Below are 22,236 nucleotides of genomic sequence, written 5' to 3' on the forward strand. Positions count from 1 at the left end.
CCAGTCTTCCCCCTCGGCGACGCGCGGGTCCGCGCGGGGGTTGCCCCGGACGGACCCGCGCGGCCTCAGAGCTCGTCGCGCCCGGCGCCGCGGGAGGGCACCGCGGTGAACATCCGTGGCCGCCGGTAGCCGGCCTTTTCGTACGCCGCTTCGACGGCCGCCTTGACCCCGTCCAGGTCGGCGTCGCGGACCAGCGCGATCGCCGAGCCGCCGAAGCCGCCGCCGGTCATCCGGGAGCCGAGGGCGCCGGCCTCCCGCGCCGAGTCGACCGCGAGGTCCAGCTCGGCCGTGGAGATCCGGTAGTCGTCGCGCATGCTGACGTGCGAGGCGTCCAGGTACGGGCCGATGTCGGCCAGCCGGCCGGCGCGCAGCAGCTCGACCACTTCGAGCACCCGCTGGTTCTCGGTGACGACGTGCCGCACGAGCGGCACGAGGTCGTCGGGCAGCCGGTCGAGGGCTGCGGACAGCCCCTCGACGGTGACGTCGCGCAGCGCCTTGACGCCGAGCAGCTCGGCAGCCCGCTCGGTGCCGCGGCGGCGCTCGCCGTACCCGCCCTCGGCGTGCGAGTGCTTCGTGCGGGTGTCCATGATCAGTACCTGCAGCCCGGCGTCGGCCAGGCCGAACGGAACCTGCTCCTGCTCGCCCGACCGGACGTCGAGGAACAGCACGTGCGACTCGGTGCAGCAGAGGGACGCCGTCTGGTCGAGCAGGCCGGTGGGCGCGCCGACGAAGTCGTTTTCCGAACGCTGGACCCACCGGGCGACCTCGGGCCGCGTCGGGACGCGGTCGCCGGGCGCGCCCAGCTCCAGCCCGGCCAGGCCCAGCAACGCCAGCGAGACCGCGCACTCGAGCGCGTGCGAGGAGGACAGACCCGCCCCCGACGGCACGTCCCCGGCGACGACCAGGTCGGCGCCGGCCGAAAAGCCCTGGTCGCGCAGGACCCAGGCGACTCCCGCCGGGTACGCGGCCCACCCGTCGACGGTGCCCGGTGCCAGGTCGGCGATCTTGAGCTCGCCGGAGCGCTGGAGCTGGCCGTCGTCGCCCAGGGTGGCCACGGACAGGATGCCGTCCTCGCGGGGTGACGCCGCCGCGGCCAGGCGGTGCGGCAGGGCGAACGGCAGCACGAAGCCGTCGTTGTAGTCGGTGTGCTCGCCGATCAGGTTGACGCGCCCCGGCGCGGACCACACGCCGGCGGGCTCGCCGCCGTGCACCGTGCGGAACGCCGCCACGGCCTCCGAAGCGGGGCTCACCTGGCCAGCGCCAGGACGGCGTGCAGCGCGGAGCTGGCGACCTGGGCGGTGGTGTCCCCGCCGGTGACCTCGACGGTGCCGCCGTTGGCGCGGCCGATGGTGACCGTGCCGCCCGGCACGATGCCGACGGACTTGAGCTCGGTCATCAGCGACTCGTCCAGCTGGACGTGCTCGGCGATGCGCCGGATCTCGACGCGGCCGCCGCCGGTGCGGGCGAACTCGTCGAGCCGGACGAGGTCGGCCTCGGCGGGCGGTGCCGGGTCGCCGTCGCCCAGCTTGTCCAGCCCGGGGATCGGGTTGCCGTAGGGGGAGGTGGTCGGGTGGTCGAGCAGCTTCACCAGCTTGCGCTCGACGGCCTCGCTCATCACGTGCTCCCACCGGCACGCCTCGTTGTGCACGTGCTCCCACTCGAGCCCGATGACGTCGACGAGGAGGCGCTCCGCCAGACGGTGCTTGCGCATGACGGCGATGGCCAGTTCGCGGCCGTGGTCGGTCAGCTGGAGGTGCCGGTCGTCGGCCACCACGACCAGTCCGTCACGCTCCATGCGGGCGACGGTCTGGCTCACGGTCGGGCCGCTCTGCTGCAGGCGCTCGGCGATGCGGGCGCGCAGTGGGACGACACCTTCTTCTTCGAGCTCGTAGATCGTACGCAAGTACATCTCGGTGGTGTCGATGAGATCGTTCACGCTGTCCCCTTCGTCCGCGTTGCTCATCGTAGTCGTTGACCCCGACAGCGGCGGCGGGCCTTGCTAATACCGCACCGATGGTTACCGCTCGGTCCGGCAGCCAGGCGGCACCTCGCACCACCGGCAGGTCGGCGGCGGTCCGTCTCCGCCCGCTTTGGCCGGATCGGAGACAACCCGCCGGTGACGGACATGTCCGCACCCCGGCGCGGCCGGGCGGGCGGCCGCTGGAAGATGGGAGGCATGCGTCCGCTGATCAGCACCACCGACCTCGCCGCCGCGCTGGCCGGCCCGGGCGGCGACCGGCCCGTCGTCCTCGACGTCCGCTGGCGGCTCGCCGGCCCGCCCGGCGCCGATTCCTACCGCGAAGGGCACGTGCCCTTCGCGGTCTTCACCGACCTCGACCGCGTCCTCGCGGGCGAGCCGGGCGAGGGCGGCCGGCACCCGCTGCCCGACCCGGCCGCCCTGCAGCGCGACCTGCGCGCGGCCGGCGTGCGGACGGGTGCGCCGGTGGTGGTCTACGACGACGCCGACGGCTCGGTGGCCGCGCGGGCGTGGTGGCTGCTGCGCTGGGCCGGGCACGACGAGGTGGCCGTGCTCGACGGTGGTTACGCTGCGTGGACCGCCGACGGCCACCCGGTGAGTACGGAACCGGCGCGGCCGGAGCCGGGCGACCTCACGGTCCGCCCGGGCGGCATGCCGGTGCTGGACGCGGACGAAGCGGCGGCGCTGGCCCGCGACGGCCTGCTGCTCGACGCCCGCGCCACCCCGCGCTACACCGGCGAGACCGAGCCGGTCGACCCGCGGGCCGGGCACATCCCGGGCGCGGTGAACGCGCCGTTCGCGGCCCACACGGACGACGAGGGCCACTGGCGCGCCCCCGACGAACTGGCCGCCCGGTTCGCGGACCTGGGGCTGCGCCCGGGCGAGCCGGTCGGCGCGTACTGCGGCTCGGGAGTGACGGCGAGCTCGGTGGTGCTGGCCCTCGAATTGGCGGGCCACCCGGGCGCGGGCCTGTACGCGGGCTCGTGGTCGCACTGGTCCCGGGACCCGAACCGCCCCGCGGCGACGGGCACCCTCCCGGGCTGAGCAGCCGCGGACCGGCGGGGCGGGCAGCCGTCGCCGGCTGGTGGGTGCCGGCGTACCGCCGCGGCGGTACGCCGGAGAGCGGGCCGTGGCGGCAACTGGCCTGGCCGCGCCATCGCGGACCGGCGGGGCGGCAGCCCCAGCGCACCGAGCTGCCGCCCCGCCGGGCTACCCGCGCCCGGCACTTCCGGTCCACGCGTTCCCCCGATCGGCACTACAGTCGACCGCATGGCGCCGGCTGTCGTTTGGGACTCCGCCCTGCTGGGTTACGACCTGGGCGGGGACCACCCGTTCAACCCCGTCCGGCTGGAACTGACCGTCCGGCTGGCCACCGAGCTCGGCGTGCTCGACGACGTCCCCCTCCTCGTGCCCACCGGCGCCGGGGACGAAGAGCTGCTTCGCGTCCACGCCCCCGAATACCTCGCCGCCGTGCGGGAGGCGCCGCTCGTCGGGTGGGATGTCGGGCACGGGCTCGGCACCTCCGACAACCCCGTCTTCCCCGACATGCACGACGCCTCCGCGCTGGTCGTCGGCTCGACGCTGCTCGCCGCCCGGAAGATCGCCGAAGGGGAGGCGACGCGCGCGGTCAACATCGCCGGTGGCCTGCACCACGCCATGCGCGACCAGGCGGCCGGCTTCTGCGTCTACAACGACTGTGCCGTCGCCATCTCGTGGCTGCTCGACCACGGCTTCGAGCGCATCGCCTACATCGACACCGACGTCCACCACGGCGACGGCGTCCAGGCCGCCTTCTACGACGACCCGCGCGTCCTCACCATCTCGATGCACCAGCACCCCTTCACGCTCTGGCCGGGCACCGGCTACTCCGCCGAGACCGGCCGCGGGAAGGCGGACGGCACGGCGGTCAACGTCCCCCTGCCGCCGCGGACCCGGGATCCCGGCTGGCTGCGCGCCTTCAACGCCGTCGTCCCGTCCCTCCTCGCCGACTTCGAGCCGCAGCTGTTGTTCACCCAGTGCGGCGTCGACTCGCACGAAGAGGACCCGCTGGCCGACCTTTCCCTCAGCGTCGACGGGCACCGCACCATCTACGCCACCCTCCGCGACCTCGCCGAGACGTACGCGGGCGGCAAGTGGATCGCCGTAGGCGGGGGCGGGTACCAGCTGATCCGGGTCGTCCCGCGGTCGTGGACGCACCTGATCGCCACCGTCCTCGACCGGGACGTCGCCCCGTCGACGCCGCTGCCGCCCGGCTGGGTCTCCACCGTCACCAAAGCCGCGCCGAACGCCGTGCTGCCGACGGCGATGACCGACGACCGCGAAACCGAGTTCAAGCCGTGGGGCGACGGCCAGGACGACCCGGTCGACATCGCCGTCCGGGACACCCGCCGGGCCGTCTTCCCCCTGCACGGCCTCGACCCGGACGACCCCAGGGACTGACGATGGCCGGCCGGGACCCCTTCGACTACCCCCGCGACTGGGAGGCCGACGTCGTGCTGTCCGACGGCGGCACCGTCCACCTGCGCCCGGTCGTCCCCACCGACGCCGACGGCCTCGTCGCCTTCCACGGCAAGCTGTCCGAGCGCACCCGCTACTTCCGCTATTTCGGCGCCTACCCGCGGATCCCCGAGAGGGACCTGAAGCGCTTCTCGACCGTCGACCACCACGACCGGGTCGCGTTCGCCGCCTTCCTGGGCGACGACATCGTCGCGGTCGGCCGGTACGAACGGCTCGACCACGGGCCGTCGGCGGAGGTCGCCTTCGTCGTCAGCGACGCGCACCAGGGCCGCGGGCTCGGCTCGATCCTCCTGGAACACCTCGCCGCGGCCGCGTCCGAATGCGGGCTGCGCCGGTTCGTCGCCGAGGTGCTCGCCGAGAACGCCGCCATGGTGCGGGTCTTCCGCGACGCCGGCTACCAGGTCAGCCGCGAGATCGAGGAAGGCGTGCTGCACCTGGAGTTCGACATCGACCCGACCGAGGAGTCCCTCGCCGTCGCGCGCTCCCGGGAACAGGCCGCCGAGGCGCGCAGCGTGCACAACCTGCTGCACCCGACGTCGGTCGCGGTGATCGGCGCGTCCGCGGAGCCGGGCAAGGTCGGGCACGTCGCCTTCGCGAACCTCCTGGCCGCCGCGTTCACCGGCACCGTCTACCCGGTCAACCCGGAGCACCACTCGGTTCGCGGCGTCCGCGCGTACGCCTCGGTGCTCGACATCCCGGACCAGGTCGACCTGGCCGTCGTCGCGGTGCCCGCCGAGGCCGTCGAGTCCGTTTTGGACGCTTGCCTCGCGAAGGGCGTGAAGACGCTGCTGATCCTTTCCAGCGGCTTCGCCGAAGCCGGGCCGCACGGCCTGCACGCCGAGCTGCGGCTGGTCGGCGAGGCCCGGGCGCACGGCATGCGCGTCGTCGGCCCGAACGCGCTCGGCGTGCTGAACACCGCGCCCGGCGTCCGGCTGAACGCCACCCTCGCGCCGCGCCTGCCGGTGCGCGGGCGCACCGGGTTCTTCTGCCAGTCCGGCGCGCTGGGCACCGCGATCCTCGCCGACGCCGAGTCGCGCGGCCTCGGGCTGTCGACGTTCGTCTCGGCCGGCAACCGCGCCGACGTCTCGGGCAACGACCTGCTCCAGTACTGGGAAACCGACCCGGACACCGATCTCGTGCTGCTGTACCTCGAGTCCTTCGGCAACCCGCGCAAGTTCGCGCGGCTGGCCAGGAGGCTCGCGCGGACGAAGCCGATCGTCGCGGTGAAGTCGGGGCGGCACGCGGTGCGCCCGCAGCTGGCCGCGACGTCGACGGAGATCGACGAAGCCAGCGTCCAGGCCCTGTTCGAACAGGCAGGCGTCGTGCGCGTCGAGTCGCTGGCGCAGCTGTTCGACACCGCGCTCGTGTTCGCCCACCAGCCGCTGCCCGCCGGGCCGCGGGTCGCGATCGTCGGCAACTCCAGCGCGATCGGGCTCCTGGCCGCCGACACCGCGCGGATGCAGGGGCTGCGGCTCGCGTTCGACCCGGTGGACGTCGGCCCGCAGGCCGGGCCGGACGACTTCGCCAAGGCGGTCGGCGAAGCCCTCACCTCACCGGACACCGACGCGCTGGTCGTCGTGTTCGCGCCGCCGGTGGCGATCCCGGGCACCGCGTACGCCCGCGCGCTGCGCGAAACCGTGGTCGAACTCGGGCAGCGCAAGCCGATCGTCTCGACGTTCCTCGCCGCCGAAGGCGTCCCGGACGAACTCGCCGTCGTCGCTGAAGACGGCGTTCCGACCCGGGGCTCGATCCCGTCCTATCCGAGCCCGGAACGCGCGGTGACCGCCCTGGCCCGCGTCATCCGGTACGCCGCGTGGCGGCAGCGCCCGCAGGGCACGCTCGTGACGCCGGCCGGGATCCACACCGAGCAGGCGCAGGTGATCGTGCGCGAGCTCCTGGAGAACGAGAGCGGCCGGACGACGCTGCTCTCGGACACCGACGTCGTGCGGTTGCTGGGCTGCTACGGCATCGACGTCGTCCCGTTCCGCGTCGCGTCCACAGTGGACGAAGCCGTCGCGGCCGCGGCCGAGCTGGGCTACCCGGTGACGCTCAAGGCCGTCGACGAACGCCTGCGCGGCCGGCCCGACCTGGCCGGGGTGCGGCTCGACCTGGCCTCCGACGGAGCCGTGCGCACCGCCTACGAGACGCTGCGCGAGATCTCCGACGACGATGACGTGTACGTCCAGCGGATGGCCCCGAAGGGCCTGTCGTGCGTGATCGGCCTGCAGGACGACCCCTCGTTCGGCACGCTCGTGTCGTTCGGGCTGTCCGGGCTGGTCAGCACGCTGCTGGGCGACCGCGCCTACCGGGCGGTGCCGCTCACCGACGTCGACGCGGCCACGCTGCTGCGCGAGCCGCGGACGGCGCCGCTGCTCACCGGCTACCGCGGCGACGAGCCCGCCGACCTCGCCGCCCTGCAGGACATGGTGCTGCGCGTCGCCGCGCTGGCCGAGGACAACCCGGAGGTGCGGTCCCTGGTGCTCGACCCGATCCTGGCCTCGCCCGACGGCGCCTTCGTCGCCAACGCCCGCCTCGTGCTGGGGGCGCCGCCGTCGCGGCCCGACACCGGCCCGCGGCGCCTGCGCGCCATCAACCCCGTGGACTGAACCGTGCTGACCGAACTGCTGAAGCGGCACGCTTCGGACCTGCCCGGCGCGGTCGCCCTCGTCGCGCACGGCGACCAGGTCGAGGCGGCGGCCGTGGGCTCGGCCGATGCCGAAGGAACCGTGCCGATGGCGCGGGACTCGCTGTTCCGCGTCGCGTCGCTGACCAAGCCGATCACCGCCGCGGCGGTGCTGCTGCTCGTCGACGACGGCGAGCTCGCCCTGGACGACCCGATCGCGCGGTGGCTGCCGGAGCTCGCCTCACCGGTGGTCGTGCGGACGCCGGCCGGGCCGGTCGACGACGTCGTGCCCGCCGTCCGCCCGATCACGGTGGCCGACCTCCTGACGTTCCGGTGCGGGTACGGCCTCGCGGCGGACATGACGCTGCCCGCGGTCGACCTGCTGCTGCAGGTGCTGGGCCACCCGGCGGCGGCACCGCGGGCACTGGCGCCGGACGAGTGGATGGCCGCGCTGGCGCAGGTGCCGCTGCTGCACCAGCCCGGGGAGGCGTGGCTCTACGACACCGCATCGGACATCCAGGGCGTGCTGATCGCGCGGGTGGCCGGCCGGCCGCTGCCGGAGTTCCTGGCGGAGCGGCTGTTCGAGCCGCTGGGCATGGCCGACACCGGGTTCTTCGTGCCGACGGTGGCGCTGGGCCGGTTCACCAGCGCCTACCGGCCGGGGGAGGCGGGGCTGCGGCTGATCGACTCGCCGGAGGGCCGGTGGAGTGCGCCGCCGCCGTTCCCGTCCGGTGCGGCGGGCCTGGTTTCGACGGCCGGCGACCTGCTCGCGTTCGGCCGCTTCCTGCTGGCCGAGGGCCGGGTCGGCGACCACCGGCTGCTGACGCCGGAGTCGGTGCACCGGATGACCACCGACCACCTGACGCCGGCCCAGCGCGCGGCCGGCCGGATGTTCCTGCAGGGCCAGGGCTGGGGATACGGCGGCTCGGTGGACGTCGAGGCGGAGCAGCCGTGGCAGGTCCCGGGCCGCTACGGCTGGGTCGGCGGCGCGGGAACGGCCTGGCACGTGCTCCCGGCGACGGGCACGGTGACGATCCTGCTGACGCAGGTCGAGATGACGAGCCCGGAACCGACCCGGCTGATGCGCGAGTTCTGGACCTACGCGGCCCAGTAGCCAGGCACCCGGGCGTACCCGGAGGGTCGGCTCGCGTACCTGGGGAGTCGGCTTGCGTACCTGGAGGGTCGGCCGGTGAGCCGACCGGCTGGGTACCCGAGCCGACTGTCTGGGTACGTGAGCCGACCTCCTGGGTACGTCAGGCGTCCGCGGCCAGCTCGTCGCCCAGGGCCAGGAGCTGGGTCGTTGCCGAGCCCAGCAGGAACTCCAGGCGCTTCGCCGCCGTGAAGTAGCGGTGGACCTCGTGGTCCACGTCGATGCCGACGCCGCCGTGGATGTGGACCGTCGTGTGGGCCACCCGGTGGCCGGCCTCCGCCGCCCAGAACTTGGCCGTCGCCACCGCTTCCGCCGACGGGAGGTCCGAAGCCAGCCGCCAGGCCGCCTGCAGTGACGTCAGCCGGACCGCCTCCACGTCCACGTACGCGTCCGCCAGCCGCTGGCGGACCGCCTGGAACCCGCCGATCACGTGGTCGAATTGCTTCCGCTCGGCCGCGTACGCCGCCGTCAGCTCCAGTGCCCGCTCGACCACGCCGAGCTGCTGGGCGCACACCCCCACCGTCCCGCGCAGGCGCAGCCATTCGCCGATGTCGCCCAGCGAGGTCCCGGGCACGCCGGACAGTTCCAGCAGACCGGCGTCCGCGTGGTCGGTCGTCTGCTGCGGCCGCACCGTCACGCCGGGCGCCGACGCGTCGACCAGGAAGACCTCGCCGGACGCCGCCACGAGGAACCCGTGGGCGAACGCGCCGAAGTGCACCGCGGACCGGGAGCCCGACAGCACTCCGTCCGACGCCGTGAAGCCGTCCAGTGCCACCGCTAGAACGCGTTCTCCTCGCAGCACCGGCAGCACCCAGCGGTCCACCAGCTCCGGCGTGCCGAACTCGGCCAGCGCCGACGCCGCCATCGTGATCGACGGCAGGTAGGGGACCGCCGCCACCGCGCGGCCCGTCTCGGTGAGCACCGCGCACTGTTCCAGCAGCCCGAACCCGCCGCCGCCCAGCGAGGACGGCAATGCCGCGTCGAGCACGCCCGCCTGACCCAGAGCGGTCCACAGTGGAGCGTCGAAGCCGCCGGTGCCGTGCGGGTCGTGGGTGGCCTTGTCGGTGACGATCCGCCGGGTCAGCGCGGCGAGGTCGGCCGACGCCTCGGAGGGGGTGAAGTCCATGAGACGCTCCTAGCGCGTGACGGGCAGGCCGAGGGCGGTCGCGGCGATCATGTCCCGCTGGATCTCGTTGGTGCCGCCGCCGAAGGTGAGGATCAGCGCCGACCGGTGCAGCCGCTCGATCCGCCCGGCCAGCAGCGCGCCCGGCGAACCGTCGCGGACGACGGCCGCCGCGCCCAGCACCTCCATCAGCAGGCGGTAGGCCTCGATCGCGAACTCGGTGCCGTACACCTTCGTCGCCGACGCGTCCGCCGGGCCGAGCTCGCTCGCCGCGGCCGCCCAGGCGATCCGCCAGTTCCGCAGCTTCAGGTACTCCGCGCCGGCGTGCACCCGCGCGAGGTGCAGCCGCACCCACTCCTGCTCGATGGCGCCGGTCTCCTTCGCCCACGCGAGGACGTCGGCGAGGGCCTTGCGGACGGGCGCCGACGACGTCAGCGCGACGCGCTCGTGGTTGAGCTGGTTGGTGATCAGCGGCCAGCCCGCGTTCTCCTCGGCGACCCGCGCGGACACCGGCACGCGCACGCCGTCGTAGTACGTCGCGCTCGTCCCGGCGCCCGCGACCGTGCGCACCTTGGTCCACGAAAACCCGGGAGCCGACGTCGGCACGATCAGCATCGACAGGCCGCGGTGCTTCTTCGCGTCGGGGTCGGTCCGGACGGCGAGCCACACGTAGTCGGCGTACTCGATCAAGCTGGTCCACATCTTCTGCCCGGTGACGACGTACTCGTCGCCGTCGCGCACCGCGCGCGTCCGCAGCGACGCCAGGTCGGTGCCGGCCTCCGGTTCGGAGTAGCCGATCGAGAAGTGCAGCTCACCGGCGGCGATCTTCGGCAGGTAGAACGCCTTCTGCTCGTCGGTGCCGTAGCGCATGATGGTCGGTCCGACGGTGTTCACCGTGAGGAACGGGACCGGCACCCCGGCGACGGCCGCCTCGTCGGTGAAGATGAGCTGGTCGAGCATCGGCCGGCCCTGCCCGCCGTACTCCTTTGGCCAGCCGAGCGCCAGCCAGCCGTCCTTGCCCAGCTGCCGGACGATCTCCTTGTACGCCACGCCATCGCCGTACTCGTCGCCCGCGCGGAGGCTTTCGCGCCGCTCGGGCGTCATCAGCTCGGCGAAGTACTCCCGGAGCTCCGCGGCCAGTGCCCGCTGCTCCGGCGTGTAGTCGATCCGCACCCGTCACCTCGATCCGGCGTTATAGTAGAACCTGTTCTAGTTGTACCAGGACTCACGCGACGGAGGAAGCATGGAGATCGGCGTCGATCGTTCGCTCTGCGAGGCGAACGCGGTGTGCGTGGGGTTCGCGCCGGACGTCTTCGACCTGGACGACGACGAAGAACTCGTCATCCAGCCGGGACCGGTTCCGGCCAGTCGAGTAGAACATGTTACAGATGCCGTGAAGGGTTGCCCCAAGAATGCCCTGTTCATCGCCAGTTAGCGGTGTTCACTCAAGGGCTTGCCCTCGGCAAGAACAGATTCTAATGTAGGCCCGATCACCGGACTCGACGAGGAGGCCTCGCGTGAGCCTGACCGGCAGGACAGCGATCGTCACGGGCGCCGCCGCGGGCTTGGGCCGAGCCGAAGCGCTCGCCCTCGCCGCCCAGGGCGCCACGGTCGTCGTCAACGACATCGGCGAGCCGAAGGACGTCGTCGAAGAAATCGAAGCCGCCGGTGGCAAGGCCGTCGCGGTCGCCGGTGACGTCGGCGAACGCGCCACGGCCGACGCGCTCGTGAGTGCCGCCCTCGACCTCGGCGGGCTCGACGTCGTCGTGAACAACGCCGGCGTGCTGCGCGACAAGATGCTCTTCTCGATGTCCGACGACGACTGGGACACGGTGCTGCGCGTGCACCTGCGCGGCCACTTCCTGTTGTCCCGCAACGCTGCCAAGTACTGGCGCGATAAGTCCAAAGAAGACGGTCAGCCGGTCTACGGGCGGTTGATCAACACCGCGTCCGAAGCCTTCCTCATCGGCTCGCCCGGCCAGCCCAACTACGCCGCGGCGAAGGCGGGCATCACCGCGCTCACCATGTCGGCCGCCCGCGGCCTGGCCAAGTACGGCGTCCGCGCCAACGCGATCTGCCCGCGCGCGCGGACGGCGATGACCGAGGGCGTGTTCGGTGCGGCCCCTGCCGAGGGCACCGACCCGCTCTCGGTCGAGCACGTCGCACCCTTCGTCGCCTATCTCGCCTCACCTGCGGCCGAGCACGTGAACGGCCAGGTGTTCATCGTCCACGGCGGCACGGTGTCGCTGGTCGAGGCCCCGCGGATCGAGCGGCGCTGGTCCCTCGACGAGCTCGAGACGTCGGTCAGCGCGTTCTTCGCCGAGCGCGACCCCGGCCGGATGTTCGCCGCCACCGAGATCCTGGGAGAGTCATGAGGCTGGACGGGAAGATCGCCCTCATCACCGGCGCCGCGCGCGGCCAGGGCGCGGCCGCCGCGCGCGCGTTCGTCGCCGAAGGCGCGCGGGTGCTGATCGCCGACATCCTCGACGACGAGGGCAAGCAGCTCGCCGCCGAGCTCGGGGAGCAGGCCGTCTACCAGCACCTGGACGTCGGCGACGAGGACGGCTGGGTCACCGCCCTCGAGCGCGTGACCACCGAGTTCGGCGCGCCGAACGTGCTGGTCAACAACGCCGGGATCCTCCATTTCTCGGAACTCGGCAAGACGAAGCTGGCCGATTACGAACGCGTCATCCGGGTGAACCAGATCGGGGCGTTTCTCGGGATGCGCTCGGTCGTTGAACCGATGACCGCCGCCGGCGGTGGCTCCATCGTCAACGTGTCCTCTGTGGAGGGTCTGGCCGGGATGCCCTACCTCGTCGCCTACACCGCGAGCAAGTTCGCCATCCGCGGGATGACCAAGGTCGCGGCGATGGAGCTCGGCAAGAAGCACATCCGGGTCAACTCGGTCCACCCCGGCGCGATCGACACGCAGATGGTCGAGACCGCCGCCGGCGGGCAGAAAGTCGACATGTCGTACGTCGGGAAGAAGGTCGCCCTCGGCCGGGTCGGGCAGCCCGAGGACGTCGCCAAACTGGTGCTGTTCCTCGCCAGCGACGAGAGCGCGTACTGCACGGGAGCGGAGTTCGTCGCGGACGGCGGTGCCACGGCGTCGCACGCCCTCAACCTCAGCTTCTGACGCCTTGACGGAGATCAGTTAACACCGCTAACGAAAATCGGGCACCGGGTATGGAGAACACTCGGGGGTCAGCGACGACCTACTGGGAGGTGTGGTGAGCGAGAGCACGGGCACGCTCCCGGGAACCGCGGCCCTGACCCAGGTCGGACGCCTCGCGACGCTCTCGTGGGAGGTCCTGCGCGCGATCTTCAAGCGCCCCTTCCAGACCCGCGAGTGGATCCAGCAGTGCTGGTTCTTCGCCAGCGTCACCATCCTCCCGACCGCGCTCGTGGCCATCCCGTTCGGCGCGGTCATCGCGTTGCAGCTCGGCTCGCTGACCGCGCAGATCGGCGCCCAGTCGTTCACCGGCGCGGCCAGCGCGCTGGCCATCGTGCAGCAGGCCAGCCCGCTGATCACCGCGTTGCTCGTGGCCGGCGCCGGGGGCAGCGCGGTCTGCGCGGACATCGGCGCGCGCAAGATCCGCGAAGAGATCGACGCCATGGAGGTCCTCGGCGTCAACCCGATCCAGCGCCTCATCGTGCCGCGCGTGCTCGCCGCGATGGTCGTTTCGGTGCTGCTCAACGGCTTGGTCAGCGTCGTCGGCGTGCTCGGCGGCTACTTCTTCAACGTCGTCCTCCAAGGCGGCACGCCCGGCGCGTACCTGGCCAGCTTCAACGCCCTCGCCCAAGTCCCGGACCTGTGGGTCAGCGAGATCAAAGCCCTGCTGTACGGCTTCGTCGCCGGGGTCGTCGCGGCGTTCCGCGGGCTGAACCCGCCGCCCGGGCCGAAGGGCGTCGGCGACGCGGTCAACCAGGCCGTCGTCATCACGTTCCTGCTGCTGTTCCTCATCAACGTCGTGCTCACCGCGATCTACCTGCGGATCGTCCCGCCGAAGGCCATGTGATGACGGCGGAGCCCCTCGACCACGACCGGACGCTCGAGTACATCGCGCGCCCGGGCCAGAGCCTGGAAGGCCTGGGCAAGCAGCTCGCCTTCGCGGCGAAGGCGCTCGCCTGGTCGCCGCGCACGATCCGCCGCTACAGCCGGGAAACGCTGCGGCTGCTCACCGAGGTCTGCTTCGGCACCGGCGGCCTCGCCGTCATCGGCGGCACGCTCGGCGTGATGATCGGGATGACGCTGTTCACCGGCCTCATCGTCGGGCTCCAGGGCTACTCCGCGCTGAACCAGCTCGGCACCGCCGCCCTCACCGGATTCATCTCCGCCTACTTCAACACACGCGAGGTCGCGCCGCTCTCGGCCGGGCTCGCGTTGAGCGCGACCGTCGGCTGCGGCTTCACCGCGCAGCTCGGCGCGATGCGGATCTCCGAGGAGATCGACGCGCTGGAAGTCATGGGCGTGCCGAGCATGCCGTACCTGGTGACCACGCGGGTGCTCGCCGGCGTCGCCGCGGTGATCCCGCTGTACGCGGTCGGCCTGCTCTCGAGCTACCTCGCGTCGCGGCAGATCACCATCTGGCTCTACGGCCAGTCCGCGGGCACCTACGACCACTACTTCACGCTCTTCTTGCCTCCCGGCGACGTCCTCTGGTCGTTCGGGAAGGTGATCGTGTTCAGCGTGCTCGTGATCCTTTCCCATTGCTACTACGGCTTCAACGCCAGCGGCGGCCCGGCCGGGGTCGGCGTGGCGGTCGGCCGCGCGGTGCGGACGTCGATCGTGCTGATCTCGGTGCTGGACTTCTTCCTGTCCCTCGCGATCTGGGGCGCGAACACCACGGTGAGGATCTCGGGATGAGGCGCGAGCTCTGGCAGCGGCTTCGGTACCAGGTGCTGGGGCTCGCCTTCCTGCTCGTGGCCGCGCTGTTCATCGCGCTCACGCTCGCTGTCTACAACAAGGCGTTCACGCCGGTGACGCTCGTGAAGCTGGAGACCGACCGCGTCGGCAGCCAGCTCCGCACGGGTGGCGACGTCAAGGTCCGCGGCATGCTCGTCGGCGAGGTCCGGTCGGTGCTGGCGAAGGGCGACCACGCCGAGCTGGAGCTGGCCCTCGACGCCGACAAGACGCACGTCATCCCGAAGAACGTCTCGGCGCGGCTGCTGCCGAAGACGCTCTTCGGCGAGCGGTACGTCTCGCTGCAGCTGCCCGAGACGTCACAAGGCCCGATCGAGGCCGGCGACGTCATCCCGCAGGACCGCAGCAGCACCGCGATCGAGCTGCAGAAGGTGCTCGACGACGTGATGCCGCTGCTGCAGGCGGTCCAGCCGGAAAAGCTGTCGAGCACGTTGACGGCGGTGTCGACCGCGCTCGAAGGCCGCGGCAAGCAGTTCGGCCAGACCCTCGTGCAGCTGTCGGACTACCTCGGCAAGCTCAACCCGTCGCTGCCGGACATCAAGGCCGACATCACCGGACTCGCGAACGTCGCGAACACCTACGACAAGGCGGCGCCGGACCTGCTGCAGGCGCTGTCCGACCTGACGACGACGAGCCGGACGATCGTCGACCAGCGCGCCCGGCTGACCGACCTCTACGCCACCGTCACCGCGGCGTCGGTGGACCTCACGAGCTTCCTGCAGGTCAACAAGGACAACCTGATCCGCCTCACCACCGCGGTCCAGCCGACGCTGGACGTCCTCGCCAAGTACGCGCCCGAGTACCCGTGCCTGATGCGGCAGCTGGCGGAGTCCGTGCCGCGGGCGGAACTGGCGTTCGGCAAGGGCACCGCGCACCCCGAGGTCAGCCGGGTCACCATCGAGTTCGCCGCGAGCCGCGGCAAGTACCTGCCCGGCGTCGACGAGCCGAAGTACGAGGACAAGCGCGGGCCGCGGTGTTACCCCTCGGTCCCGAAGCCGGGAGTGTGGCCGCAGTACCCGCCCGACGGCCCGATCGAGGACGGCTCCAGCAAGCCCGCGCCGCCGAAGTCGCCGTCCGGGGAACTGCCCGGCCCGTTCACCGCGGGCGGCGGCGCGATCGGCGGGTCCGGCAGCATCGTCGGCTCGGCCGACGAGTCGGACCTGATCGCGCTGCTGGCGTCGCCGGCGCTGGGCGCCCGGCCGGACCAGGTGCCCGGCTGGGCCGGCCTGCTCGTGGGGCCGCTCTACCGCGGGGCGGAGGTGGAGCTGAAGTGAGGAGTTTCGTCCCGTCCCTGGTGAAGCTGGCGGTGTTCGCCGTCGTCACCGTTCTGCTCACCGGCGTCCTCGCGGCCACCATCGCGAACACGAACTTCGGCGAGACGTCCGGCTACCTGGCGAAGTTCACCGACGCGTCCGGTCTCAAGGAAGGCGACGACGTCCGCATCGCCGGGGTCAAGGTCGGCCAGGTCGACGCGATCGAGGTCGTCGAAGGCGAGCGGAACCTCGCCGAGGTGCGGTTCGACGTCGAGCACACCTACCGGCTGCCGGAGACGGTGACCGCGACGATCAAGTACCGTAACCTCGTCGGCCAGCGCTACCTCGCCCTCGGCACCGACGTCCCGGGTGAGCGCGCACTGCCGGAGGGCGGCACGATCCCACCCGAGCGCACCAAGCCCGCGTTGAACCTCACCGTGCTGTTCAACGGGTTCAAGCCGCTGTTCAAGGCGCTGAGCCCGAAGGACGTCAACCAGCTCTCGGCCGAGATCATCAGCGTCTTCCAGGGCGAGGGCGGCACGATCACCAGCCTGCTGCAGCACACCGCGTCGCTCACCACGGCGATCGCGAGCAAGGACCAGGTGATCGGGCAGGTCATCGCGAACCTCAACACCGTGCTCGGCACGGTCAACGCCCACGGCCCGCAGCTGGGCGACCTCATCGAGCAGACGCAGAAGCTCGTCAGCGGGCTGGCCGAGCAGCGCAAGCCGATCGGCGACGCGGTCAGCGCGCTCGGCGACCTCGCGGTGTCCACGACGGGCCTGCTCGCCGACGCGCGACCCGCGTTGAAGGACGACGTCGACCGGCTCGGCGTGCTGTCGCAGCACCTCGGCGACTCCGGCGTGCTGCTCAACCACCTGCTCGAAGTGCTGCCGGGCAACCTGCAGAAGTTCACCCGGACGCTGAGCTACGGCAGCTGGTTCAACTACTACCTGTGCGGGATCACCGGCACCATCGGCATTTCGTCGCTCGACATCACTCTGCCGATCATCCCGATCCCCGGCACCCAGCGCGCGGAAAGGTGTGGTCCGTGAAGCCGTTGAAGGATCGCAACCAGGCCGCGGTCGGGGCGGTCGCGCTCGTGCTGATCGTGCTCGTCACGGCCACGACGTACTTCTCCGACCAGCTCCCGTTCTTCGGCAACGGCACCACGTACTCGGCGTACTTCGGCGAGTCCGCCGGACTGGCGCCGGACAACGAGGTCGAGGTCGCCGGCGTCAAGGTCGGCACGGTGTCGTCCGTGACGCTCAAAGGCAAGCAGGTGCTCGTGCGCTTCCGCGTCAAGGACGTCCGGGTCGGTGACGCCACGACGGCGTCCATCGAGATCAAGACGCTGCTGGGGGAGAAGTACCTCGCGCTCGACCCGAAGGGCGGCGGCGCACAGGAGCCGGACGCGACGATCCCGCAGACTCGCACGCGCACGCCGTTCCAGCTGCAGGACGCCTTCGAACAGCTGTCGACGACGGTCGGCGACATCGACACGGAACAGCTCGCGGACAGCTTCAACGCGCTTTCCGACAGCCTCAAGGACAGCCCGCAGTACCTCAAGGACACGCTGACCGGCTTGTCTTCGCTGGCCAAGACCGTCTCCTCCCGCGACAACGACTTGCACACGCTCCTGGCCAACACGAGCCAGGTCTCGAAGACGCTGTCCGACCGCAACGCGCAGCTGCAGCGCGTGATCAGCGACGGCAACCTGCTGCTCACCGAACTGCAGAACCGCAAGACCGCCATCCACGCGCTCCTCACCGGCACCCAGCAGCTGTCGGCGCAGCTGTCCGGGCTCGTCGCGGACAACCGCGCGCAGCTCAAGCCGACGCTGGACAAGCTCGGGAAGGTGACCGACATCCTGCAGCGCAACCAGGGCAACCTCGACCAGAGCCTCAAGCTGATGGCGCCGTTCGCCCGCGTCGGCGCGAACGCCACCGGCAACGGCCGCTGGTTCGAGGGCTACCTGTGCGGGCTGCTGCCGCCGACGATCACCGCGGCCGGGCTGCACATCAACCCCGAAGGCTGCACCCCGCCGATCGCGGCGCCGAACCAGGGGGTGGGCGGCCGATGACCATCCGGACCTACCGCGGCCGCAGCCTCGTGACGTGGCTGGCCTTCGCCTGCATCGTGGCACTGGTCGTCACCGCCGGGCTGTGGCTGGTGTTCCGCGCCTCCACCGGCACGACGCTGTCGGCGTACTTCGGCAAGACCGTCGGGCTCTACGCGGGTTCGTCGGTGCGGGTGCTCGGCGTGCCGGTCGGGCAGGTCACCGACGTCACGCCACAGGGTGACGCGGTGCGCGTGGACATGCGAGTCGACGACGTGCCGCTGCCGGCCGGCGTCGGCGCGGTCGTCGTCGCGCCGAGCCTGGTCAGCGACCGGTACGTCCAGCTGACCCCGGCCTACGACAGCGGCCCGACCCTGGCCACCGGCACGGTGCTCGCGAAGGACCGGACGGCGACGCCCGTGGAGCTGGACGACCTGTACTCCAGCCTGGACAAGCTGTCGACGGCGCTCGGCCCGAACGGCGCCAACAAGGACGGCGCGCTGTCCGGCGTCCTGGACACCGCGGCGGACGCGCTGAAGGGCAACGGCGCCTCGCTGAACTCGACGGTCGGGCAGCTCGCCGACCTCGCGAAGACCCTGGACGGCTCGAAGGACGACCTGTTCTCGACCGTGCAGAACCTCAACTCCTTCACCGGTGCGCTGGCCCAGAGCGACCAGCAGCTCAACGAGTTCTACGGGCGCGTCGCCGACGTCAGCCAGTTCCTCGCCGCGGGCTCCTCCGACGTCGGAGCGGCACTGCAGTCCCTCGGCGGGGCGCTCGGGGACGTCCAGCAGTTCGTCAACGACAACAAGGGCGCACTGGAGTCCAATGTGGACAAGCTGGCGTCGCTGTCGAAGGTCCTGGTCGACCAGCGCGCGTCGCTCGCCGAGGTGCTGGACATCGCGCCGACCGGCGCGACCAACTTCATCAACTCCTACGACGCCGCGTCGGGCACGATCGCCGTCCGCGACAACCTCAACGAGCTCACCAACCCGCCGATCCTCACCGTGTGCCGGCTGATCAGCGCGGGCACCCCGAAGGAAGTCCCCGACACGCTGGGGAACATCTGCAAGCAGCTCGCGCCGGTGCTGGACGGCGTGCTGAAGCTGCCGACGATCCCGCAGGTGCTCAACTCCCTGCAGAACGGCACCCTCCCGCCGTTGCCGCTCCCGCTCGTCGACGTGATGGAGCAGCTTTCGGGGGGTGCGAAGTGAAGCGGCTCGCGGGAGTGCTCGCCGGGGTGCTGGTGCTGGCGGCCTGCAGCGACGGCGGGTTCAACGGCCTCTACGGCACGCCGCTGCCCGGCGGCGCGGACGTCGGCGACCACCCGTACCACGTCACCGCGCTGTTCACCGACGTGCTCGACCTCGTCCCGCAGTCCAGCGTCAAGGTCAACGACGTCGCGGTCGGGCGGGTCGACAAGATCACCCTGACGCCGGACACGCGGTCCGCGCTGGTGGCGATGACCGTCAACGGCGACATCGCGCTGCCCGCGAACGCCCGAGCCGAGCTGAAGCAGTCTTCGCTGCTGGGGGAGAAGTTCGTCGAGCTGAGCGTGCCGGCCGCCGAACCGGCGAGCGGCAAGCTGGCCGACGGCGCGCAGATCCCGCTCGGGCGCACCAACCGCAACCCCGAGGTCGAGGAGGTGCTCGGCGCGCTTTCGTTGCTGCTGAACGGCGGCGGCGTCGAGCAGATCCAGAAGATCAGCCACGAGCTCAACGACGCGCTGTCCGGCAACGAGCCGGAGATCCGCGCGCTGCTGTCGCGAGTGGACGAACTGGCCACCCAGCTCGACGGGCACCGGACGGAGATCCTGCGCGCGATCGACGGGCTCGGGAAGCTGTCTCACACCTTGACCGCTCAGACGCAGAATCTCTCCGACGCGCTCGACAACCTCGCGCCAGGGCTGAAGATCGTCACCGACCAGCGTGACCAGCTCGTGAGCATGCTCAACGCGCTGAACACGCTCTCCGGCGTCGCGGTGGACACGGTCACGAAGAGCCGTGACCAGCTCGTCGCGAACCTCAAGGCGTTGCAGCCGACGCTGACCAAGCTCGGCGAGGCCGGTTCCGACCTGCCGAACGCGCTGCAGATCCTGCTGACGTACCCGTTCCCGGACTACGCGGGCAACGTGATCAAGGGCGACTACGCGAACGTCGAGGCGAACGTGAACCTCGACCTGGACACGCTGATCCAGAACTTCACGAACTCGTCGCAGCCGCCGATCGCGCTGCCTTCCGGGATCGGCGGGCAGCCGTCGACGGTCGCGCCGCCGTTGCCGCTGCCGGACCTCGGACCGGGTCCGCAGAGCGCGGGCCCGGATCTGCTGGGCGGGCTGCTCGGCCTGATCGGGGGCGGCAGGTGACCACGCGCAAGGTCCGCATCCAGCTGTTCGCGTTCGTCGTCATCGCGGTGGTGTCGGTCGTCTACGCCGGCGGCCGGTACGCCGGGCTGGACCGGCTCTTCGGCAACCGCGGCTACGTCGTCACCGCGCAGCTGACCGACTCCGGCGGCATCTTCGTCAACTCCGAGGTCGCCTACCGCGGGGTCACGGTCGGGCGGGTGACCGGGATGACGCTGACCGAGCACGGCGTCGACGTCGCGCTCGACATCGATTCCGGCGCCCCGGCCATCCCGGCCGACGCGCACGCGCAGGTGGCGAACCGGTCGGCGGTGGGGGAGCAGTTCGTCGACCTCCTTCCCCTGCACGACGGCGGTCCGTTCTTGACGGACGGGTCCGTGATCACCGCGGACAAGACGTCGCTGCCGCCGTCGCCGGACACCGTGCTGACCCACCTCGACGACCTGGTCGCGAGCGTGCACCCGGACTCGCTGCGCACGGTCGTCGACGAGACGTACAACGCGTTCGCCGGCGCGGGCCCGGAACTGCAGCAGCTGCTGGACAGCACGAGTTCGCTGACCTCCGTGGCCACGCAGTACCTCCCGGAAACGCAGGGCCTGCTGGCGAGTTCGCGGATCGTGCTGGACACGCAGGAACGGCAGGCCGCGAACATCACCGACTTCGCTTCCGGTTTGAAGACGATCGCGGGTCAGCTCAAGACGTCGGACCCGGATCTGCGGCGCGTGATCGCCGAGGCGCCCGCGCTGAGCCGGCAGATCAGCGACGTGCTCGCGGCGTCCGGGACCGACCTGGGTGTGCTGTTCGCCAACCTGCTGACCACGGCGCAGATCACGACGTCGCGCAAGGACGCCATCGAGGAACTGCTGGTGGCGTACCCGATCATCTCGGCGTTCTCGCCGTCGACGTCCCCGGACGGCACCGGGCACCTGGGCGTGGTGCTGAACTTCTTCGACCCGGCTTCGTGCACGAAGGGCTACGAAGGGACGAAGCAGCGTCCGGCGAACGACGAGTCCGAAGCGCCGGTGAACCTCAACGCGTACTGCGCCGAGCCACCGGGTAGCCCGACCGGGGTGCGCGGGTCGCAGAACGCGCCCTACGCGGGCAAGCCGCCGGCGATCCCGGCCGCGCCTCAGCAGCAGGCGGCCGCTTCTTCGCCGGCGCAGCTGCCGGGGATGCTGAGCCTGCTGACCGGGCCGTCGGCGGGCGGGCTCGGCAAGCTGCTGGGCGCGCCGTGAAGGTTCTGGTCGTCGCCGCGGTGGTTTCGGTGCTCGCGGCTCTGTTCTCCGGCTGGTCCTGGTGGCGGGCCGCTTCGGACGATGCTTCTGCCCGGGGCCGCGAGCGCGACGCCGTGCTGGCGGCGGCGGGCCCGGAACTGGTCACGCTGAACACGATCGACTACCGGGCGGCGGGCGCGGACGTGGACCGCTGGATCGCGGCTACTACGGGCCAGTACGGCAAGGACCTCGCGGGCGACCGCCAGGTGCAGATCGACCGGGCGACCACGGCTCGCACTGTTTCGACGGCGTCGTTGGTCCAGGCCGCGGTGACGGAGATCGACGTGTCCCGCGGGACGGCGCGTCTGCTGGCGGTGCTGGACGTACGGGTCTCGACGGGCGGTTCTCCCGCTTCGCCTCGCTTGAACCGGCTGACGGTGGACGTTGCGCGCTCCGGCTCCGGCTGGAAGGTCGCGGGTGTGCAGGCGGCGGGCTCGTGACGCGGGTGCTGGCTTTGGTCGTGGCGGTGGCGCTGGGCAGCGCTGTGTGGTTCGGTATCGAGACCGCTTCCTTGTCCCCTGGGGACAATCTCGCTTTGGTGGACACTTCGGCTACTGCCTCGGTTTCGTCCGAGGTGAGCGATGCGGTGAAGTCGGTGTTTTCGTACGACTACGCGAACCTGCCGCGCACCGAGCGGGCGGCTTCGGAGGTGCTGACGGGGGCGGCGGTCGGCCAGTACCGCGACCAGTTCGCTTCGGCGCGTACGCGGGCTACGGCGGAGAAGCTGGTTCGGACTACGACTGTTCGGGCGGTGGGGGTGCGGACCTTGGTGGGGGATGATGCTTCGTTGTTGTTGTTCTTGGATCAGCAGACTGTTACCCAGGGTGGGGGTGCGCCGTCTACTTCCGTTGCTCAGCTTGCGGTGACTGCCAAGCGGGTTGATGGGCGCTGGAAGTTGGCTTCGCTTACTGCGCTTTAGGGTTCTTTAGTTTCAAGATACGGCTTCGCCGGGGCGTGGGAAATCGGCGCTTCT

21 protein-coding genes are annotated in these 22,236 nt (G+C 71.5%); 17 read left to right on the forward strand and 4 right to left on the reverse strand.

What is annotated here, in order from left to right:
* Positions 1–65: 65 nt before the first annotated feature.
* Both galK and AB0M83_RS27235 read right to left on the reverse strand, forming a co-directional pair.
* The gene (gene galK / locus AB0M83_RS27230; RefSeq protein WP_364521209.1) at positions 66–1,250 is read right to left on the reverse strand and encodes a galactokinase; all 1,185 of its coding nucleotides are present in this window, start codon (positions 1,248–1,250) and stop codon (positions 66–68) included.
* Entirely contained in the window at positions 1,247–1,963 is a 717-nt protein-coding gene (locus AB0M83_RS27235; protein ID WP_284741136.1) for a metal-dependent transcriptional regulator, read from the reverse strand. Before AB0M83_RS27235 ends, galK begins: the two co-directional genes overlap by 4 nt.
* A 213-nt stretch (positions 1,964–2,176) precedes the next feature.
* Here AB0M83_RS27235 and AB0M83_RS27240 point away from each other — a divergent pair, with 213 nt between their 5' ends.
* From AB0M83_RS27240 to AB0M83_RS27255, 4 genes are all read left to right on the forward strand, one after another.
* The gene (locus AB0M83_RS27240) at positions 2,177–3,022 is read left to right on the forward strand and encodes a sulfurtransferase (protein WP_364521210.1); all 846 of its coding nucleotides are present in this window, start codon (positions 2,177–2,179) and stop codon (positions 3,020–3,022) included.
* Positions 3,023–3,247: 225 nt separating this feature from the next.
* Positions 3,248–4,417 carry an acetoin utilization protein AcuC gene (locus tag AB0M83_RS27245; RefSeq protein WP_364521211.1) on the forward strand — a complete coding sequence of 390 codons (1,170 nt, stop codon included), beginning with the start codon at positions 3,248–3,250 and terminating at the stop codon, positions 4,415–4,417.
* Between the two features lie 2 nt (positions 4,418–4,419).
* The gene (locus tag AB0M83_RS27250; RefSeq protein ID WP_364521212.1) at positions 4,420–7,101 is read left to right on the forward strand and encodes a GNAT family N-acetyltransferase; all 2,682 of its coding nucleotides are present in this window, start codon (positions 4,420–4,422) and stop codon (positions 7,099–7,101) included.
* Positions 7,102–7,104: 3 nt separating this feature from the next.
* Entirely contained in the window at positions 7,105–8,232 is a 1,128-nt protein-coding gene (locus AB0M83_RS27255) for a serine hydrolase domain-containing protein (protein ID WP_364521213.1), read from the forward strand.
* Between the two features lie 139 nt (positions 8,233–8,371).
* On the opposite strand, the gene AB0M83_RS27260 is transcribed toward AB0M83_RS27255, so the two are convergent.
* Complete coding sequence (locus AB0M83_RS27260; protein ID WP_364521214.1) at positions 8,372–9,394, reverse strand: acyl-CoA dehydrogenase family protein; 1,023 nt, start codon at positions 9,392–9,394, stop codon at positions 8,372–8,374.
* 9 nt (positions 9,395–9,403) lie between these two features.
* Positions 9,404–10,564 carry an acyl-CoA dehydrogenase family protein gene (locus tag AB0M83_RS27265; RefSeq protein ID WP_364521215.1) on the reverse strand — a complete coding sequence of 387 codons (1,161 nt, stop codon included), beginning with the start codon at positions 10,562–10,564 and terminating at the stop codon, positions 9,404–9,406.
* Between the two features lie 70 nt (positions 10,565–10,634).
* Here AB0M83_RS27265 and AB0M83_RS27270 point away from each other — a divergent pair, with 70 nt between their 5' ends.
* The 13 genes from AB0M83_RS27270 (at position 10,635) to AB0M83_RS27330 (ending at position 22,182) form a co-directional block, all read left to right on the forward strand.
* The gene (locus AB0M83_RS27270; RefSeq protein WP_364521216.1) at positions 10,635–10,826 is read left to right on the forward strand and encodes a ferredoxin; all 192 of its coding nucleotides are present in this window, start codon (positions 10,635–10,637) and stop codon (positions 10,824–10,826) included.
* 82 nt (positions 10,827–10,908) lie between these two features.
* Positions 10,909–11,766, forward strand: coding sequence for a 3-oxoacyl-ACP reductase (locus AB0M83_RS27275; RefSeq protein ID WP_364521217.1), 858 nt, complete (start codon positions 10,909–10,911; stop codon positions 11,764–11,766).
* The gene (locus AB0M83_RS27280; protein WP_364521218.1) at positions 11,763–12,527 is read left to right on the forward strand and encodes a glucose 1-dehydrogenase; all 765 of its coding nucleotides are present in this window, start codon (positions 11,763–11,765) and stop codon (positions 12,525–12,527) included. Before AB0M83_RS27275 ends, AB0M83_RS27280 begins: the two co-directional genes overlap by 4 nt.
* A 94-nt stretch (positions 12,528–12,621) precedes the next feature.
* Complete coding sequence (locus tag AB0M83_RS27285; protein ID WP_155542112.1) at positions 12,622–13,410, forward strand: ABC transporter permease; 789 nt, start codon at positions 12,622–12,624, stop codon at positions 13,408–13,410.
* A complete protein-coding gene (locus AB0M83_RS27290) occupies positions 13,410–14,258 on the forward strand; it encodes an ABC transporter permease (RefSeq protein WP_364521219.1) in 849 nt (282 codons plus the stop codon). Before AB0M83_RS27285 ends, AB0M83_RS27290 begins: the two co-directional genes overlap by 1 nt.
* Positions 14,255–15,589 (forward strand): MCE family protein, encoded by a 1,335-nt coding sequence (locus tag AB0M83_RS27295; protein ID WP_364521220.1) that lies wholly within the window; start codon positions 14,255–14,257, stop codon positions 15,587–15,589. Before AB0M83_RS27290 ends, AB0M83_RS27295 begins: the two co-directional genes overlap by 4 nt.
* Positions 15,586–16,623 carry an MlaD family protein gene (locus AB0M83_RS27300; RefSeq protein WP_364521221.1) on the forward strand — a complete coding sequence of 346 codons (1,038 nt, stop codon included), beginning with the start codon at positions 15,586–15,588 and terminating at the stop codon, positions 16,621–16,623. Before AB0M83_RS27295 ends, AB0M83_RS27300 begins: the two co-directional genes overlap by 4 nt.
* On the forward strand, positions 16,620–17,651 hold the full coding sequence (locus tag AB0M83_RS27305; RefSeq protein WP_364521222.1) for an MCE family protein: 1,032 nt from the start codon (positions 16,620–16,622) through the stop codon (positions 17,649–17,651). The genes AB0M83_RS27300 and AB0M83_RS27305 overlap by 4 nt, the downstream gene beginning before the upstream one ends.
* Positions 17,648–18,841: an MCE family protein gene (locus AB0M83_RS27310; protein WP_364521223.1), complete on the forward strand. Its 1,194-nt coding sequence runs from the start codon at positions 17,648–17,650 to the stop codon at positions 18,839–18,841. The genes AB0M83_RS27305 and AB0M83_RS27310 overlap by 4 nt, the downstream gene beginning before the upstream one ends.
* Positions 18,838–19,992: an MCE family protein gene (locus AB0M83_RS27315; RefSeq protein ID WP_364521224.1), complete on the forward strand. Its 1,155-nt coding sequence runs from the start codon at positions 18,838–18,840 to the stop codon at positions 19,990–19,992. Before AB0M83_RS27310 ends, AB0M83_RS27315 begins: the two co-directional genes overlap by 4 nt.
* Positions 19,989–21,224, forward strand: a complete 1,236-nt coding sequence (locus AB0M83_RS27320) for an MCE family protein (protein WP_364521225.1) — start codon at positions 19,989–19,991, stop codon at positions 21,222–21,224. Before AB0M83_RS27315 ends, AB0M83_RS27320 begins: the two co-directional genes overlap by 4 nt.
* Positions 21,221–21,703 carry a hypothetical protein gene (locus AB0M83_RS27325; protein WP_364521226.1) on the forward strand — a complete coding sequence of 161 codons (483 nt, stop codon included), beginning with the start codon at positions 21,221–21,223 and terminating at the stop codon, positions 21,701–21,703. The genes AB0M83_RS27320 and AB0M83_RS27325 overlap by 4 nt, the downstream gene beginning before the upstream one ends.
* On the forward strand, positions 21,700–22,182 hold the full coding sequence (locus AB0M83_RS27330; protein ID WP_364521227.1) for a hypothetical protein: 483 nt from the start codon (positions 21,700–21,702) through the stop codon (positions 22,180–22,182). Before AB0M83_RS27325 ends, AB0M83_RS27330 begins: the two co-directional genes overlap by 4 nt.
* Positions 22,183–22,236: the final 54 nt, after the last annotated feature.

Origin of the sequence: Amycolatopsis sp. NPDC051106 (assembly GCF_040682775.1) — a bacterium.
Taxonomy (GTDB): domain Bacteria; phylum Actinomycetota; class Actinomycetes; order Mycobacteriales; family Pseudonocardiaceae; genus Amycolatopsis.